Annotated in this window: 14 protein-coding genes; 5 read left to right on the top strand and 9 right to left on the bottom strand. The window is 43.4% G+C overall.

What is annotated here, in order from left to right; translation table 11 throughout:
• Nucleotides 1–415: 415 nt before the first annotated feature.
• Both JGK22_RS29080 and JGK22_RS29075 read left to right on the top strand, forming a co-directional pair.
• Nucleotides 416–1,153 carry an alpha/beta hydrolase gene (locus tag JGK22_RS29080; protein ID WP_293184395.1) on the top strand — a complete coding sequence of 246 codons (738 nt, stop codon included), beginning with the start codon at nt 416–418 and terminating at the stop codon, nt 1,151–1,153.
• A gap of 230 nt (nt 1,154–1,383) precedes the next feature.
• Nucleotides 1,384–3,378 (top strand): ATP-binding protein, encoded by a 1,995-nt coding sequence (locus JGK22_RS29075; RefSeq protein ID WP_293184397.1) that lies wholly within the window; start codon nt 1,384–1,386, stop codon nt 3,376–3,378.
• Between the two features lie 97 nt (nt 3,379–3,475).
• Here the strand turns inward: JGK22_RS29075 and JGK22_RS29070 are convergent, their stop codons facing one another.
• From JGK22_RS29070 to JGK22_RS29045, 6 genes are all read right to left on the bottom strand, one after another.
• The gene (locus JGK22_RS29070; protein ID WP_293314294.1) at nt 3,476–5,689 is read right to left on the bottom strand and encodes a cation-translocating P-type ATPase; all 2,214 of its coding nucleotides are present in this window, start codon (nt 5,687–5,689) and stop codon (nt 3,476–3,478) included.
• A 238-nt stretch (nt 5,690–5,927) separates the two neighbouring features.
• Nucleotides 5,928–6,194: a FeoC-like transcriptional regulator gene (locus JGK22_RS29065; RefSeq protein WP_293184402.1), complete on the bottom strand. Its 267-nt coding sequence runs from the start codon at nt 6,192–6,194 to the stop codon at nt 5,928–5,930.
• 119 nt (nt 6,195–6,313) lie between these two features.
• On the bottom strand, nt 6,314–8,653 hold the full coding sequence (gene feoB / locus JGK22_RS29060; RefSeq protein ID WP_293184405.1) for a Fe(2+) transporter permease subunit FeoB: 2,340 nt from the start codon (nt 8,651–8,653) through the stop codon (nt 6,314–6,316).
• Nucleotides 8,650–8,895, bottom strand: a complete 246-nt coding sequence (locus JGK22_RS29055) for a FeoA family protein (RefSeq protein ID WP_293184408.1) — start codon at nt 8,893–8,895, stop codon at nt 8,650–8,652. The genes feoB and JGK22_RS29055 overlap by 4 nt, the downstream gene beginning before the upstream one ends.
• A gap of 406 nt (nt 8,896–9,301) precedes the next feature.
• Nucleotides 9,302–9,670: a FeoA family protein gene (locus JGK22_RS29050; protein ID WP_293184410.1), complete on the bottom strand. Its 369-nt coding sequence runs from the start codon at nt 9,668–9,670 to the stop codon at nt 9,302–9,304.
• 414 nt (nt 9,671–10,084) lie between these two features.
• On the bottom strand, nt 10,085–10,174 hold the full coding sequence (locus tag JGK22_RS29045; protein ID WP_293193794.1) for a hypothetical protein: 90 nt from the start codon (nt 10,172–10,174) through the stop codon (nt 10,085–10,087).
• 10 nt (nt 10,175–10,184) lie between these two features.
• Here JGK22_RS29045 and JGK22_RS29040 point away from each other — a divergent pair, with 10 nt between their 5' ends.
• Genes JGK22_RS29040 through JGK22_RS29030 form a run of 3 tightly spaced genes read left to right on the top strand, consistent with a single transcriptional unit; the run spans nt 10,185 to nt 12,565 of the window.
• A complete protein-coding gene (locus JGK22_RS29040) occupies nt 10,185–11,495 on the top strand; it encodes a transposase (RefSeq protein ID WP_363319179.1) in 1,311 nt (436 codons plus the stop codon).
• Nucleotides 11,496–11,499: 4 nt separating this feature from the next.
• A complete protein-coding gene (locus tag JGK22_RS29035) occupies nt 11,500–11,733 on the top strand; it encodes a hypothetical protein (RefSeq protein ID WP_293193891.1) in 234 nt (77 codons plus the stop codon).
• Nucleotides 11,666–12,565: an alpha/beta hydrolase gene (locus JGK22_RS29030; protein ID WP_293184412.1), complete on the top strand. Its 900-nt coding sequence runs from the start codon at nt 11,666–11,668 to the stop codon at nt 12,563–12,565. Before JGK22_RS29035 ends, JGK22_RS29030 begins: the two co-directional genes overlap by 68 nt.
• Before the next feature lie 87 nt (nt 12,566–12,652).
• Here JGK22_RS29030 and JGK22_RS29025 read toward each other — a convergent pair whose 3' ends face one another.
• From JGK22_RS29025 to JGK22_RS29015, 3 genes are all read right to left on the bottom strand, one after another.
• Entirely contained in the window at nt 12,653–13,096 is a 444-nt protein-coding gene (locus JGK22_RS29025) for a DUF4079 domain-containing protein (protein WP_293184414.1), read from the bottom strand.
• 224 nt (nt 13,097–13,320) lie between these two features.
• Nucleotides 13,321–14,082, bottom strand: coding sequence for a WecB/TagA/CpsF family glycosyltransferase (locus JGK22_RS29020; protein ID WP_293193889.1), 762 nt, complete (start codon nt 14,080–14,082; stop codon nt 13,321–13,323).
• Nucleotides 14,083–14,514: 432 nt separating this feature from the next.
• Nucleotides 14,515–15,888, bottom strand: a complete 1,374-nt coding sequence (locus JGK22_RS29015) for an O-antigen ligase domain-containing protein (protein ID WP_293196152.1) — start codon at nt 15,886–15,888, stop codon at nt 14,515–14,517.
• Nucleotides 15,889–16,226: the final 338 nt, after the last annotated feature.

The raw sequence follows: 16,226 nt of genomic DNA, 5'->3' as shown, positions 1-16,226 counted from the left end.
CAATTCTAGCGGTCGCTATTAGCCATGAGTCACCCACTATTTTCAGCCAATTTAACGAGTTGTGGACTTCCTTCTCGACCTTAACAGGCTGGCTAGTACTGACAGAACTGCGGTTTACAAACCGGATAATTGAGCCTTGGTTTTCGGCATTGCAGATATTATATCAATTCTAGACTTATCTTGTCCAGTAAGCTTTGACTAAGTTTAGGGAACTATTTCGCCCTGTAAGTTAACCTCTTGCTCTGCGTCCTCTGCGTCCTCTGCGGTTCAAAAAAATAAGTCTTGTTTGCGCCAAAACATCCAGACTTGCTATCTCCATCTACATATTTATTCAGGGTAAGTGGGTAATGCCCACGCTACATTTCAACGTTATGTCTACTAAGTTCTCAATAACTTTATATCTAACTTAAAATTGATGAAATTCAGTTCAGATGACGTACTTTGGTTAAGTGTAAGTCCGAGTTTACATTGGTTCGATCGCTCTCTACTTGCCTATTTAAATCATTCTGTCCCCGTGCAAATATGGGAATATGAACAAACTGAAGACGAAGGTTGTTCTTTGGATATGGCTGTTGAGCTTTTGCACGACTTTTTAACAATGCGCGATCGCCCAATTCACCTCCTAGGCCACAGTACCAGTGGATTAGTTGGTTTAATGTATGCCCGTCGCTATCCTCACAAAGTAAGTTCTTTGGGACTTTTAGGTGTGGGTGTGCCATCTGCGATTAATTGGCAAGCACATTACTACACGCATCTTTCAGCTTTTCCCTGGAGTGGCAAACAAGTTTTAAGTCAAATGGTTGGCGATATGCTGGGATTCCAAAATCAAAGTATCAATCAAAAATTTATACCATATTTTGAGGATGACTTAGCCTGTTCTCCCTGTCCTCACTCTTTATTTAGGGTGATTAATTCTAGCGATAAAGGTGTAGAAGTACCTTTGTTGATATGTAGTAGCAAAACGGATTTTGTGGTATCTCCTATTGTCATGCGCCGCTGGTCAAAATTTCTCAAAAAAGGCGATCGCTTTTGGGAATGTCCAGACGGGCGGCATTTTTTTCATCACTTCTATCCGGAAGAAGTCGGGGAAAAAATACTGAATTTTTGGCTATCTATACATAGTCGCCAACCGATTTTAGACTTGAAGTTCTAGATGATCGATCGCCACTATTGATATAAATAAATAATATCAATTCCGCTTACACCGGAATGATATAGAGGAGACGGCAGTGCCGTGTCCCTACCCCGATTAATTGTAGGGAGACGGCAGTGCCGTCTCCTAATTTCGGTTAATAATTCCTATGCTACCGGATTTGATATAAATTACAATTTATGGTTAATGTATTATCATATATTAATGAGTCTTATTTTCAATAACTACTTGTGAAAAATTCAAAAAGTGCGATGGCTACGCCCCGGCTTGCGCCTACGAACCCGACAACAGCTCAACCAAAAGCCCGCCGTTTTCGAGTACCGCTAAGCCTCAAAATTATTGTGCCATTTCTAGGTGTATCCGTCACTCTATTGTTGTTAGTGATACACACAGTCAAAATTGGATTTGCCAACACTCTCGAAAAAGGAGTGCGCGATCAAGTTGAAAATCAAGCAGCTTTAGCCGTGCGAGACTTCAAAGGTCGATCGACTCAATTGACAAAACAAGCCAAATTATTATCAGAAGAACCAGAAGTTATTCGTGCAGTAGAACAAAAAGACACAGACATCTTGCGTCAAGATATATTATCTCTACAAACCACTTTTAAATTGGATTTAGTCAAGGTAGTAGACGCGCGCGGCGAAATGGTAGCAGAGTTGCGAGAAGAGTGGCTCACAGGCAAGAACTTGATCAATAGCGCAGCGATAAATTCAGCACTTAAAGGCTTAGAAAAGTCAAATTTCGTCAGTATTGATGGCAAACCGCAAGCATTGCTAGTAGGATTTGCACCAATTAGAAACAATAATACGATAATTGGTGCTGTACTCGTCGGTTACTTAGTGACAGACGAACAATTGCAGCAAATCAACATTGATACTAACAATATAAATTACTTTGCCATCTTCAAATCCGGTGAATTAATTGCTACTAATTTTCCCGAAATTCGCTCAAAATCTTGGCAAGTACCTGCACTACACACATCGACCACGAAAATCGATATTGAGCGCCAATCTTACATCATGAAAACGGTAGAAATGTCAGACATAGGCGACAGCATAAATCTAGCAGTGTTTAGCCCAATGGCAACAATGCAGCAGACGCAATTAACCTTATCTAACAGGCTTGATAGTTTCTTTTGGGCAGGAGTAATTCTAGCCGCGATTGTTGGTGGTGTAGTTAGCCGAATCATCGGAAAACCAATCCTTGATTTAACTCAAAATGTGAATTGGATGGCAAGCAATGAATATTTTTCTGATAAAGTACCCATTCCTTCCGGCTATGAATTAGGTCAACTTGCAGAAGCTTTCAACTGTATGATAGAACAAGTAGAAAAGCGGGATGGTAAACTCAATCTACAATTGCACCAACTGAGACAAACGCTTCACGATTTAAAAAATGCCCAATCTCAACTAATTCAAGCCGAAAAAATGTCCAGTTTGGGATTGATGATGGCTGGTATCGCGCACGAAATAAACAACCCAGTTAACTTTATTTATGGCAACCTCTGTCACGCCAATCAATACACCACAGATTTGCTCAAACTTCTCACACTTTATCAGCAGGAATATCCGAATGCAACAGCGCCGATTCAAGACTGCATAGAAGAAATTGAACTCGACTTTTTATCAGAAGATTTATCTAAGTTGCTATCTTCTATGAAAATGGGAACCGAGCGCATTCAGCAAATTGTTTTGTCGCTACGGAACTTCTCTAGGTTGGATGAAGCTGAAGTGAAACCAGTCGATATTCATGAAGGAATTGAGAGCACTCTGTTAATTTTAAACAGCAAGATTAAAACAGCCATTAAAGTCATTAAAAAATACGGAAAATTGCCCTTAGTAGAATGCTATCCATCGCAATTAAACCAGGTATTTATGAATATCGCATCCAATGCTGCTGATGCACTGTTGAGCAATCCAAATCTGCGAAACAAGGAGATTGAAATTATCACAGAAATGGCAGGAGTAAATGAAGTGGTGATAAGAATTAGAGATAACGGTAATGGAATTGACCCTGATACGATTAATCGGTTATTTGACCCATTTTTTACGACTAAACCTGTGGGTAAAGGGACTGGTTTAGGGTTGTCGATTTCTTACCAGATTATCGAGAAGCATCACGGTAAAATAGAAGTGAATTCGGAAATAGGTGAGGGAGCAGAGTTTGTGATTTATTTGCCGATTAAATCCCGAATCAGAGAAGCCACTTGTTTGTGTGGTAGTTAATACGGATTTCTGAATTTAAGATTAGTTAATCTGTAGGGTGCGTCAGAAACTAGCTTTTGATTCATCGCAAATATCTCGACTGGCGCACCCTACCTATCTAATTCAACTTGGAGCGAAACAGTCGCATTCCATTTGCTGTGACAATTAAAGATGTTCCAGTATCTGCCAGCACTGCAATTGCTAACCCGACAAATCCAAAAGTTCCCAATAACAAAAATAGCGCTTTTGTGACTAAGGAAAAAATTACATTCTGCTGAATTACGGCTACAGTACGGCGGCTCAAATCGACTGCATAGGCGAGTTTTCTTAAGTCGCTACCAACTAGCACTACATCAGCGGTTTCTAGTGCAATATCAATGCCGCCAACTGCAAAGCTGATATCGGCGGCTGCTAAAGCGGGGGCATCATTAATGCCGTCACCCACCATTCCTACAGCCCCAAATTTTCGCAATTCTTGAATCTGTTGCAATTTGTTTTCTGGTAGCAATTCTGCTTTATACTCAGATAGGTTGAGTTGTTGGGCTATTTGCTGAGCTACAAAAGTGCGATCGCCCGTAAGCATCACCAGATTGTTCAAACCCATCTGTTTGAGCAAATGTAGGGCTTCGGCAGCTTCCAGTCGCAAGCCGTCAGCCAAAGCAATCACTCCCAACAAACCGCGGCTGCTGCCGACTAAAACGGGAGTTTGCCCTAATTTCTCGATATCATCTAGCAGAGATACTGCTGATTGTGACAGTTCGATATTTTGGTCGGCAAATAAGCGGCGATTTCCGACAAGATAGAGGTTGTTTGCAAAATTAGCAGCAATTCCTTTACCCGGATAAGCCGTAAAATTTTCGGGAGTTTCTAACTCGATTCCTGCTTCCTTCGCTTTGGTAATAATTGCCTTAGCTAAAGGATGTTCCGATTTTTGTTCCAAAGAAGCTGCAATTAATAATACCGTGCTGGCGCTCAATTCTCCCAAGTCGTAAACCTTTTGCACAACAGGTTTACCTTCAGTCAAAGTTCCGGTTTTATCAAAGGCCAGACTCTTGATTTTTCCAGCATTTTCTAAGCCGTTTCCGCCCTTAAATAACACGCCTTGGCTGGTGGCTGCACCGATGGCGCTGACAATGGAAACCGGAGTGGAAATTACTAAGGCGCAGGGACAGGCTATGACTAACATTACCAGGGCGCGGTAGCACCAGACGCTGAACGGTTGACCAAAAATTAAGGGCGGAATTAGTGTAAGCGCGATCGCACTTACAATCACAATAGGAGTATAAATCTCTGCAAATTTGTCCACCCACTGCTGAGTTGGGGCGCGGCTCGATTGCGCTGACTCGACTAAGTGCACAATTTTCGCAACCGTGGTATCATTCGCAGTGTGGGTAACTTTGACTTCCAAAAAGCCAGTTTGATTTAAAGTTCCGGCAAAAACCCGATCGCCCGTTTCCTTATCTTCAGGGATAGATTCACCCGTAATTGGCGATTGGTCGATCGCCGAATTCCCCGATACAACTATCCCATCTAATGCTACCCTTTGCCCGGGACGAATTGTCAGAATTTCTCCAATTTGAATTTCCTCAACCCGCACCGTCACTTCATCGTTATTGTCGCGCTTGACAGTTGCAGTCGGTGGTGTTATGTCCATCAAACTAGCAATAGCATGGCGAGTGCGGCTGAAAGTGAAAGTTTGCAAAGTTGTTCCCAGACTAAACAGGAATACAACTAACGCCGCTTCAAACCAATCGCCTAAAGCCACCGCCCCAATTACCGAAATTGTCATCAACAAATTCATGTCGGCGCGGCGCAATCGCAACTCCATGAGGCCCGCGCGGGCGATCGGAAATCCAGCTACAATAATACCGATACCGTAAAAAGCGCGCGATATCCAAATTGTCAGGGCTAAATGCTGAGTTAGCAATCCCAGAATTAATCCTATTCCCGCTAAGATGACACTTTGTCCCCGGCGATTGCGAAGCCAGAATTCCCAGTTAGTTGGGTTGGTTTTTTGAGCTTTCTGGACTGTAGAATGCTGGTGATGGTGTTCGTGATGGTGTTCGCCCGAACAACAGTCCTCCTTCGATGATACTGCTGCGGAGGGCTGTTCGATCGTGTAGCCTAAAGTTTGAATGCGATCGAAAATAGCTTTTTCTGTTACTTGTTGAGGATCGTAATTTAACCGCAAACTTTCTGTTGCAAAAACTACATTGACTTCGGTAAGTCCGGGCAGTTTTTGCAAGCCTGCTGCTACTGTTTTGGCGCAGTTGCCGCAGTCCATTCCGCCAATCTTAGTTTGTAGCGTTTTGAGGGAAGGAGTTTGAGTCATTATTCAGTATCCTTTTGAGATTTTAGAATGATTATCATCATTGAACATATATTCAGATGTTTAATAAAATCATATACCAAATTGTATAATTTTAACTGGTTAACTGGTTCCCAGGCAGAGCCTCCGGATCTGCGTTATATCAATTCCGGCTGCGCCGGAATGACAAGCGAGGAGACGGCAGTGCCGTTTCCCTACAATTAATCACGGTAGGGACACGGCACTGCCGTCTCCTGATTTCTTAATGGCAAGTTGCAGAAACCGGATCTTTTGCTGACACCGACTCGCCCGGATTTACCCATACATAAATCTCGGTGGCATCGTCGGCGCAACTGTGACATCCACCACACTTTTTAGCTTCTGCCATTTTACTGATTCTGCCTTTGCGAATTAGGCGATTTAACATTCCGCGCAAAGCATCACCATCCATGCGGAAGTGAATTTTTAGATCCGCGATGGAGGCTCTTTTGTTGTCAGCAATAAATTTTTGGATGTCGCTTAAAATCATGGTTTTTCTCCTTTGTTTGATTCTTAAACGCAGATGAACGCTGTTATTGGTTAATGCTTATTAGTTACTGGTTATTTGCTGGCTGCTATGAATAACTAATAACTAATAACTAATAACGACTAACTACTGATTGCTTCCCGTCGCTTTGCTCGTTTTCCACCAGCTAGTTTTAATGCCACAAGAGTCAAGCCCATCGCTATGATTAGTCTGACAATGCAAACCAGAGATGAGTCTGGATGCTCTGAAAATGTGGCTATTTGATAGTATCCAACTGCTGTAAAATAGGCGACACCAGTAGTCCATAGACCTGCGAATACAGTCCACCCCAAGTTAGTTTCGCGGTAAAGTGCGGCCGTTGCAGAGACGCAGGGAAAGTACAGTAATACGAATACCAAATAAGCAAAGGCGGCTTTATCAGAACCGAACCGCTGGGACATTTGTCCGTAGGTGTTACCAGAAATACCTTGCGCTTCTGCTGCTGATTTTTGGTCTGTAATATTGGCAGAACTTAAGCCGAGGGGATCAAAAATTTGACCGGGAAGTTTTGTGAGATTTTCTGGGATGCTAAAAAATGCTTTGCCGATGTTTCCCCAGAAGCTAAATTCTTCTTCTTTCTCCGGTTCTCCACCTGCTGCTTTTTGTTCGTCTGCTAGTTGAGTGTATAAGGAATCTAAGGTTCCAACCATGACTTCTTTGGCAAATACTCCTGTTAGTAAACCGACGGTGGCGGGCCAGTTTTCTTGGGTGATTCCCATTGGTGTAAATACAGGTGTTGCCGCGCGGCCGACGGCGCTAAGAATTGAGTCTTTGCTGTTGTCTTTGCCGAAGGAACCATCGGTGCCGACTGAACCCATAAATCCTAGTATAACGACCATAATTACGATCGCAATTCCCGCCTTTTTGATAAAAGCTTGCAATCTGTCCCAAGTCCGCAGCAGCACGCCTTTAAGCTTAGGAATGTGGTAGGGCGGCAGTTCCATCACAAACGGTGCAGCTTCTCCTTGCAGGATGGTGTTTTTTAAGATTAGCCCGGTGAGCACTGCTGCTAAAATACCTAACAGGTAAAGCCCCAACACCATGTTTTGACCGCCGACTTGGAAGAATGCGCCGCAAAACAGGGCGTAAACTGCTAATCTGGCACTACAAGACATGAATGGATTCATCATAATCGTCATCGTGCGATCGCGCTTATTTTCTAATGTCCGCGTCGCCATGATTCCGGGAATATTGCACCCAAAACCGATCATCATCGGTACAAAGGATTTGCCGGGAAGTCCGACAAATCGCATTAATCTGTCCATCACAAAAGCTGCCCGTGCCATGTAGCCGCAGTCTTCGAGGGCTGACAAACACAAAAACATCATCCCAATTTGGGGAATAAAAGTAGATGTAGTTTGAATCCCCCCACCAGCACCTTTTGCCAGCAGTCCGATCGACCATCCAGGGGCTTTGATAGTTTCTAAAAGGGCGCCGAAACCATCTACAAAAATTGTCCCGAAGAATTGGTCAAAGAAGTCGATAAACACTCCCCCAACGTTAATCGAAATGGTGAACATTAAGTACATCACCATCAAGAATACGGGAATGCCTAACCAGCGGTTGAGCACAATTTGGTCGATTTTATCGGAAAGATTGGCTTTGACTTCTCTGGAAGATTCGGCGACGCCTTGAGTCAGGGTGCGGATGAAGGTGTAGCGGCTGTCGGCGATGATAATATCTAAGTCGTCATCGAGGGTTTCGTGGACTCGGCGGCGGTGCGGGACGACTATTTTTTCTAACTCTGTATTGGCGAGTTCCGGGGCGACTTCATCCTGGTATTCTAGTAGTTTCAGGGCTGTCCAGCGGGCATCGATACTGCGGTTTGGGCTATGCTGTTGGATATGCGGGATTAGTTGGGCGATCGCATCTTCGATGACAGCCGGATAAGCTACACAGGCAGATGGTACGATCGGCTTAACCAGCGCCTTATTCACAGCATCGCGCAACAAAGGCACCCCGTCATTTGACGTAGCACTCATCGGCACTACCATACAGCCGAGGCGTTCTGCGAGTTTGCTAACATTAATTCGGATGTCTCGTTCCTTGGCAACATCCATCATGTTTAGCGCGACTATCATCGGCACGCGCATCTCTAAAATTTGCGTTGTGAGATACAAATTTCGTTCTAAGTTGGAAGCATCAACAATATTCACAATCACATCAGCTTCGCCAGATAGCAAATAATCTCGCGCTACCAATTCATCGAGTCCGGTATCTCCATCTTCGGCATCGATAGAATAAACTCCCGGCAAGTCAACAATAGTAATTACAAAACCGTCGTGAGGGTATTTTCCCTCTTTGCGTTCAACTGTTACTCCCGGCCAATTACCGACTCGCTGGTTAGCACCTGTCAACGCATTAAATAAAGTAGTTTTTCCACAGTTGGGGTTGCCCACCAATCCAATGATTTGCTTAGTCATTCTTCTACTTCCTGTACAAATAAGATATTGGCTTCATCTTTCCGCAAACTGAGTTTGAAACCCCGCACTAGGATTTCTACGGGATCTCCTAGGGGTGCGTGGCGGGTAACAGTAAATTCTGTTCCCGGCGTCAATCCCATTGCTAACAATTTACTTTTGTAACCGCGGGCTGTTTTCTCATAGCCAACTACTCGGCCGATGCTGCCAACAGCTAAATCTCGCAGTTGTTTTTTATCGTTCATTTTTTTCTATTGTAATGGCTAGTTATTCAGTTAACAGTTAACAGTTGACAGTTGACAGTTGACAGTTGACAGTTGACAGTTGACAGTTGACCGCTTGAGGGCTACCTCTCCATAAAAGGAAGAGGATTGAAACAGTAAATAATTTTGTTTTATTTCCCCCTAAAACGAGGAGGTTTTAAACCCATTCTTCTTGGTAATTGGTAATTGGTAATTAAGTGCATTGGTCATTGTTCATTGGTAAGCTGTTGTGGCATTTAAACTGTATGTCAAGAAATAATCAAACTCTTGCGGGGTGGATTCGCAGTACCGCCCCGAATATTGCAGTTTAAATGAGCAACAGCTTAATAACTTTTTTTCATGTCCAATGCCCAATGCCCAATGCCCCGTGCCCAATGCCCAAATTCCGTTAATTCGTACACATAATTTTTTGTGCCATACCCGCCCCCAAACCAATGCGGTTGTCGCCAATTCCCACAATCACGGAACCCCCTGAATTGCTGACTATTTGAACTTCGATGCCGGGGACTAATCCCATGCCGATGAGGCGCCGCACAGTGCCTTCTGAACCTTTGAGTTTGACTATCCGCAGCTTGTCGCCAACGCTTGCCATTGCTAGCGGGAATGATTTACCTTGAGCTGAGTCTGGCTGAATTTCTGTGCTATCCTCTGCGGTTTGAGAGACTTCTGGTGTCTCGCCGTAAAAGGTAAAAGCCCCGAACTGTCTGGGGTTTAGCTGTTCGTTTTGTTGGCTGTATTCTTGGGTGTTTTCTTTCATCTGTTCTGGTTGTCGATCGATTTTAGTAACTTTTTGCTTTGGCTTGCTTGTGCACCAGACTTGAGATTAATTCTCAATACTGGCAGCGCACAATGGTATACATCGCTAAATTTCCAGTTTCAGCGAACTCTTTCCCTGTTAATATTTCGGACACAGCCATCCAACCAGCCCAGAAAGACGATTTTTTGGCGAGTTCGTAGTTTTAATCTCTCTTGCGTTAGATGCCAATGTGCGCTTTAACCCCCACGAAGCAATATCTACTGCTCTTAAGCATAGTAGATTAAAAAGGAATTATTAGCAACTATTCTCAAATATTTTAACATATAGTTAACAAACTCAGCCTTAGCCGAGATGCCACGAGACTAAGTATAGGGAAACTTCACTCAGTTTATAGACATTTATCGTCATCTATACTCATTTATCCTTGATCGGCAAACCCCTGATCAGCTCTCTGATCACGTCGGTTTTTGTCCTTTTTGTCTGAGCGCAATAGCGATCTAACATTTCCATCTCTATGTCTGGTACTCTCACCGTCAAAACCTTATCTGATATTCTTGCCATTAGTCCTAACATCTGCTATAGTGGTGTTAGTACAACACTAACACAGATGAGGCTAGTACAGAAACATATTATTGACAAACATCACGGCTTTTATGCTGAGTGCGCCCGCTTGTGCTTTCTGTCTAAGAATCTGTTCAACTACGCCAATTATCTGATTCGGCAATCTTTCATCTTTGAGGCCAAATACCTTAACTACAACGCTATGGTGAAGTTGTGTCAGGGAACGGCTGATTATACGGCACTGCCAGCTAAGGTTAGCCAACAGACTTTAATGAGATTGCACGAAAGTTGGATCTCGTTTTTTGAGGCGAGTAAGAAGTATGCGAATTGTCCACAGAAGTTTCTTGGGCGTCCCAAGCTTCCTCAGTACAAACATAAAACTGATGGTCGATTCGTTGTTACTTACACATCCCAGGCAGTTAGCCAGCAATGGCTGACAAAAGGAGTAGTTCATCTTTCCCAAACAGACATTTTTTTGACAACTCGGGTTCGTGAAATTCAACAGGTACGAATTGTACCATTACCTTTTCACTATGCGATCGAGGTAGTATATGAAGCTATTGCTCAAACACAGCAAGGGAATGAGGAAAATATTGCAGGTATTGATATCGGGTTAAATAACCTTGCAGCACTTAGTTCAAATGTTTTGGGGTTGACACCATTAATCATTAATGGAAGACCTCTTAAAGCTCTTAATGCTTATTACAACAAGAAAAAAGCCCAACTACAATCTCAGCTCAAAAGAGAGCAGCAGACATCCAACAGAATCAAACAACTGACGCACAAACGCAACTGCAAAGTTGATAATTACCTGCATAATGCTAGCCGACTTATCATCAATCACTTGGCAGCCAACCATATTGGGACACTGGTGATTGGAAAAAATGATGGCTGGAAACAGGAAATCAACATCGGCAAGCGCAATAATCAGAACTTTGTCAGTATTCCTCACGCTCGATTTATTGAGATGCTCAAGTACAAAGCTTGCTTAGCAGGAATTAAAGTGGTAATTACTGAAGAAAGCTATACCAGCAAATGTTCTTTCCTCGATTTCGAGCCGATGAGCAAGCAACAGAGGTACAAAGGAAGAAGAATAAAGCGAGGATTGTTCAGAGCAAGTGATGGGCAATTAATCAACGCCGATATGAATGGTAGTCTAAACATAATTAGAAAAGCATTCGGGAATGAGGCATTTGCTTCGGACTCGATACAGGACTTAGTAGTAAGTCCAGTAAGGGTAACGCCTTACAAACAAGCAGTTTAGGCAGATGACTATATTTGTCTATTCAACTTGGAACTATAGATCCTGGTTTCAGAGGTCGATCGCCCTAAATCCTCAAGTAGGAGGCGATCGAGCATATATACTTAAATATTTGAGGGGAAGGGGCGATCGCGGAGGCATCGGCCCTACCGATTCACACTTTATCAAGAATTATGCCAGCAAGTTTTCTCCCAAAGTCGATCGCACAACTCACAGAATCTACCTCAATTGCCTTAGCTAAAAGCATTCAAGTAGAGGCAATTACAACGAGTCTAAACCAGCAGCCAATTGCCACAACCTACGCGCGCCAAGGCAGCGGAAACACCCCCATTTTGTTAATTCACGGCTTCGACAGTTCCGTATTTGAATACCGCCGCCTGTTGCCGCTGCTTGCCGAAAAAAATGAGACTTGGGCGGTTGATTTGTTGGGTTTTGGCTTTACAGAAAGAGCGGCGGATTTGCCATTCAGTCAAAAAGCGATTGGAAGTCACCTCTACTATTTCTGGAAAACCCTTATTTCGCAGCCTGTAATCTTAGTTGGCGCGTCGATGGGAGGTGCCGCAGCAATAGATTTCACTCTCAATCATCCCGAAGCCGTCAAAAAATTAGTGTTAATAGACAGTGCTGGTTTTGCGGTAACATCTAATAAAGGAAAATTTTTAATCCCTCCTTTAGGATATCTGGCAACTTCATTTTTACGCAACCCAATAATTCGCCAAAAAATTAGCGTCAATGCTTATTTCGACAAAACTTTGGCTTCTGTTGACGCACAAACCTGCGCGGCTTTGCACTTAGAAATGCCCAACTGGAATCAAGCTTTAATTGCATTTACAAAAAGTGGAGGTTACGGAGGTTTTGGGCAAAAACTATCGCAAATTCAGCAGCAGACGCTGATTTTGTGGGGAAAACAAGATAGAATATTAGGGACTGCGGATGCAGAAAAATTTAAAAGTGCGATCGCAAATTCCCAACTAATTTGGATACCGGATTGCGGACACGTTCCCCACTTAGAAAAACCACAGATTACCGCTCAACATATCTTAGATTTCATAGCTAAAGTAGCAGGTTCGTAGTGAGGACTTCAGTCCGCATCTCAGGTTCGTAGTGAGGACTTCAGTCCGCATCTCCCATCAGAGGACTGAAGTCCGAACAATCAAACGTTAAACTTTCGGTAAATACTTTTGTACAATCGTCCATCCTGTGAGCAACACAATAACAAATCCCCCACACAAAGCCAAATTAGTGCCAATGTGTAGCGGACGCGCCCAAGGATGTTTAGGGCCAATTTGCAGCCCGCTTCCTACAGAAACCAACACCAACGCCACCACAGCCAACCCCGCCGGTAAATGAGCTGAGTGACCCAAATTGCCATAGTATCCGAGCGTACCGACTACGCCAATTAAGAGCAGTAAAATTACCAGAGTCGCCATCCCCGCACCAGTCCCCAAATGAAAGGGACGCAGCCATTTTGGGCGCGACTGTTTCGTGCTGCGGGCGGCAAACATCCACGTTCCAGTAACGGCCAACAACAGGTAAGCCAAAAGCGCCACACCCATTGACCACGCCGCTATTTTCCACAACCACAAGAAAGAAGGCAGATTCATGATTTAAATCCCGAGTTAGGGATTTGCAACAAAGGTTTCTTTCCGATTTTACCTGCACCTGAAACCAAAAATGAATATTATTGGCAGAAAGTGCGATCGCACTTTCCACAGATTCCATCTATCAGGACTCAATTCAAACGCCGGATATCACACTCAGATTCATTGACGTTATTGATTTGTAGATAAGAGTGTTTCCCAAGCGCCTTCCCTTCTAGCTTCGGGGTTTAACTATCAACGAAAGGCATTTTATAAAACCCTAATTTTTGTTCTACGATCAAGCGGAAAAACGGCAGACCTTCTATCAAATATCTTCTCCACAACCTTCTCGGTTCGCTTAGCAGTCGGTACACCCATTCGATGCCGACTTCGCTCATCCATTTGGGAGATCTTGCTTTGCAACCAGCTTCAAAATCAATGGTTGCACCTACGGCCAAGAAAACTTTCACGTGTGTGAATTTACTCCTGTATTTAACCAGCCACTTCTCTTGCTTCGGCGCTCCCACTCCTATCGCCAGAACTGTAGCTCCTGATTTATTGATAGTGTCAATTATTGCTTCACACTCCTCCTCATTTTTTTCAAATCCAAAAGAAGGAGAAAGTGCTTCAACAACTATTTCTCTACCAATTTTTTGATTGATTTTTTCCTGAGCTTTCCTGGCAATTCCTTCAGCCGCTCCTAGCAAAAATATTTTAACGTCCTCGTTATCCTTGTGATAGATATAAAATGCCGGAAACAAGTCAGAACCCGAAATCTTTTCCTTGATAGGAGTACCCAAAAATTTTGAGGCATACATCAAGATTTGACTGTCGCAGACTCTATAACTAGATGTATTGTAAGCTTCATAGAAGTCGCGGTCATATTGCAACTTAATTAAGTGGTCTACGTTGGGTGTAAATACGACACCACCTTCGTCGTCTAGTTTTTCAAATAACTCTGTAATTGTAAAGTTATCTATCGCTACATTCAATAAATTAACTGTTTTCATTTTTTTATTCCCATCTAGCCTTGATATTCAACTACAACTCAAACCATAAACCCACAATACAGCAAGAGTGTTTCCACTACTTGGGCGTGGGTGTGAATATACTTTTTTTAGTATATCGCCCTACACCCTACCTGTCCAGTCAGAATGTTTAAAGATTGTGTAAAGAATCTGCTGCTTTTAGGAAAAAGTGTATAAAGCTAATTTGGTTTACAACTCGCAACACAGTTTTAATCAAAACACAATCCGGTGCTAATGTTTGAAACCTTGCCAATTAATGTCGATATTTTATTTTATTACATTAATTTTCAGCCAACTGAGAAAGAGATTGCAACTTCCCAACTAGATTTAATACAAACATAGTAGATTCTTGAATTTTTGTATCTAGAGAATGCAATATATTTTCAAGCTTTGAGCGCGCTCAAAGCTTGAAAATCATCCTGATTTTTGGTGAACCAGCGACTGTCTTCTTGGTGGCGAAGGCGAAATGGTTTTCTTGGCCTTCAGACTTTCTGGAGCTTTTAAAGCCAGACCCGATATTCCTCCAGCAATGACCGCAAAAATCGGGTTAGCCATAGCGTTCAAAACACAGTCAAACATATACATAGTTACGGCTACTCCCAGGGCCGCAGCGGGCGCTACTTTCGGATGAGACCAGGTTCTGGCGGGATACTTGAACGCAAAGACGACAACAGGAAGTAAAAATGAAGCAAATAAACTAACTAAACCGACTGCACCGTTGATGCCAAATGCAATAATCCACAAGCTATCGGTGACCGAGATATCTTTACCGTACCCGTCGTATACGCGGTTTCCGCCCGAATCCCCCCAGCCAAAAATAAATCTTTGTCGCGCTTTATCTCCTAATATCTCTTCCATGTCAAATCTAAACTTCAGAGAGGCGGCCCGTTCTTCGCCAAATATGGGATTGATTACGCTCATCACGTCGTGGCTCGAGAATTGACCAGATGCAGCTACGTACAGATAAAACGCTATATATCCAATTACGAATAGTAGTGGCAAAGAAGTGCGAAACCACTTGGCACAAAATAATATGAGTAACGCGATAAAAAATAAAGTATAGGCACCTGTAGAACGGCAGAGGAAAAAAGCGATAGTTAATACAATTGCTAGAGTCTTAATGTTTTTGCCCTGAAACTTTTTGAGCGTCCCAGTTTGCCAGAGCCAAATTCCGATTAAGGCTGCTGTCATCATCCACACGCCCACCATCAAACCGTGCTGCATAAATACTACAGGTCTCCACCCCCCCATGCGCCTTGCTTGACCCCAGTCCTCAAAGGCGTTGACGCCGTAAACCATTTGGTGCAGAAGTGGGCCCTTAACCCCTTCCAATAAAGTAAAAGGAACGTAGGCTAAACCACCTGCAAAAATCCCGATCGCCAATTGTCGCAGCCCGTCTAAACTACCCAGATACAACCGTCCAAAAAAATAAGGCAGACCCCAAGTAACGATTTGGTTGAAAGTCGGAGAAATTGGGCTACCGCCATTAGTAAGTTGTGAAATAATTGGAGACAAACAGCAAATTACGATTGGCACGTCCAGCCAGCCAGGCTTAAATTTGGTGAGGCGCTCAGTGTCGTAGATAATAACACCCAGCAAAATGGCGTAGCAAGATGCGGAAACTTTGGTATAGGCGGGCAATATGGGGATGGGATAAGAAACTTGTGGTAAAAATAGCCACGCTGCCACAAAAGTGATAATTACCGCCCGCTGAGTCGGAAACCTCACAAACAAGTAAAGAACGATCGGGATCAAACCGAACATCGTCAATGGGATTAATGCAGCCATAGGTTTTTTTGGCAGTAAAATGGTGGTAGAAAGACTACTTTATTTCCCGGATCTGAATTCTCGCTCCTACGATCGCCTCTTTACCCGATCTTGATAAAGCGGTTCTCAAGCGTGGTGAGGTATGCCCACGGAGACCTATGACGGAGGCCAATGCCCTATGCCCTATGCCCATGAGTACCTCATATGAAAGCTCGAAAGGCTATAAATAGATCTGATTCTTTTACGCTGAACATTTCTCAACATAGCTGTGCAATGCTGGAGATGTAACGATCGCAATTCCGTCATGGCTGACAGAACAGGTCGAATCCGACAAAGCACGTAACAGGATATTACGTGCG

The sequence above is a fragment of the Microcoleus sp. PH2017_08_TRC_O_A genome, assembly GCF_020738665.1.
Classification (GTDB): Bacteria; Cyanobacteriota; Cyanobacteriia; order Cyanobacteriales; family Microcoleaceae; genus Microcoleus.
The sequence above is the reverse complement of the archived record's forward strand: the minus strand, read 5'-3'. Positions and strand labels throughout refer to the sequence as shown.

What these genes read in the sequence shown, in the direction of transcription:
- JGK22_RS29080 (WP_293184395.1), top strand. Translation starts at nt 416, where the DNA reads ATGAAATTCAGTTCAGATGACGTACTTTGGTTAAGTGTAAGTCCGAGT.
- JGK22_RS29070 (WP_293314294.1), bottom strand. Translation starts at nt 5,689, where the DNA reads ATGACTCAAACTCCTTCCCTCAAAACGCTACAAACTAAGATTGGCGGA.
- JGK22_RS29065 (WP_293184402.1), bottom strand. Translation starts at nt 6,194, where the DNA reads ATGATTTTAAGCGACATCCAAAAATTTATTGCTGACAACAAAAGAGCC.
- feoB (WP_293184405.1), bottom strand. Translation starts at nt 8,653, where the DNA reads ATGACTAAGCAAATCATTGGATTGGTGGGCAACCCCAACTGTGGAAAA.
- JGK22_RS29055 (WP_293184408.1), bottom strand. Translation starts at nt 8,895, where the DNA reads ATGAACGATAAAAAACAACTGCGAGATTTAGCTGTTGGCAGCATCGGC.
- JGK22_RS29050 (WP_293184410.1), bottom strand. Translation starts at nt 9,670, where the DNA reads ATGAAAGAAAACACCCAAGAATACAGCCAACAAAACGAACAGCTAAAC.
- JGK22_RS29045 (WP_293193794.1), bottom strand. Translation starts at nt 10,174, where the DNA reads ATGTTAGATCGCTATTGCGCTCAGACAAAAAGGACAAAAACCGACGTG.
- JGK22_RS29040 (WP_363319179.1), top strand. Translation starts at nt 10,185, where the DNA reads ATGTCTGGTACTCTCACCGTCAAAACCTTATCTGATATTCTTGCCATT.
- JGK22_RS29035 (WP_293193891.1), top strand. Translation starts at nt 11,500, where the DNA reads ATGACTATATTTGTCTATTCAACTTGGAACTATAGATCCTGGTTTCAG.
- JGK22_RS29030 (WP_293184412.1), top strand. Translation starts at nt 11,666, where the DNA reads ATGCCAGCAAGTTTTCTCCCAAAGTCGATCGCACAACTCACAGAATCT.
- JGK22_RS29025 (WP_293184414.1), bottom strand. Translation starts at nt 13,096, where the DNA reads ATGAATCTGCCTTCTTTCTTGTGGTTGTGGAAAATAGCGGCGTGGTCA.
- JGK22_RS29020 (WP_293193889.1), bottom strand. Translation starts at nt 14,082, where the DNA reads ATGAAAACAGTTAATTTATTGAATGTAGCGATAGATAACTTTACAATT.
- JGK22_RS29015 (WP_293196152.1), bottom strand. Translation starts at nt 15,888, where the DNA reads ATGGCTGCATTAATCCCATTGACGATGTTCGGTTTGATCCCGATCGTT.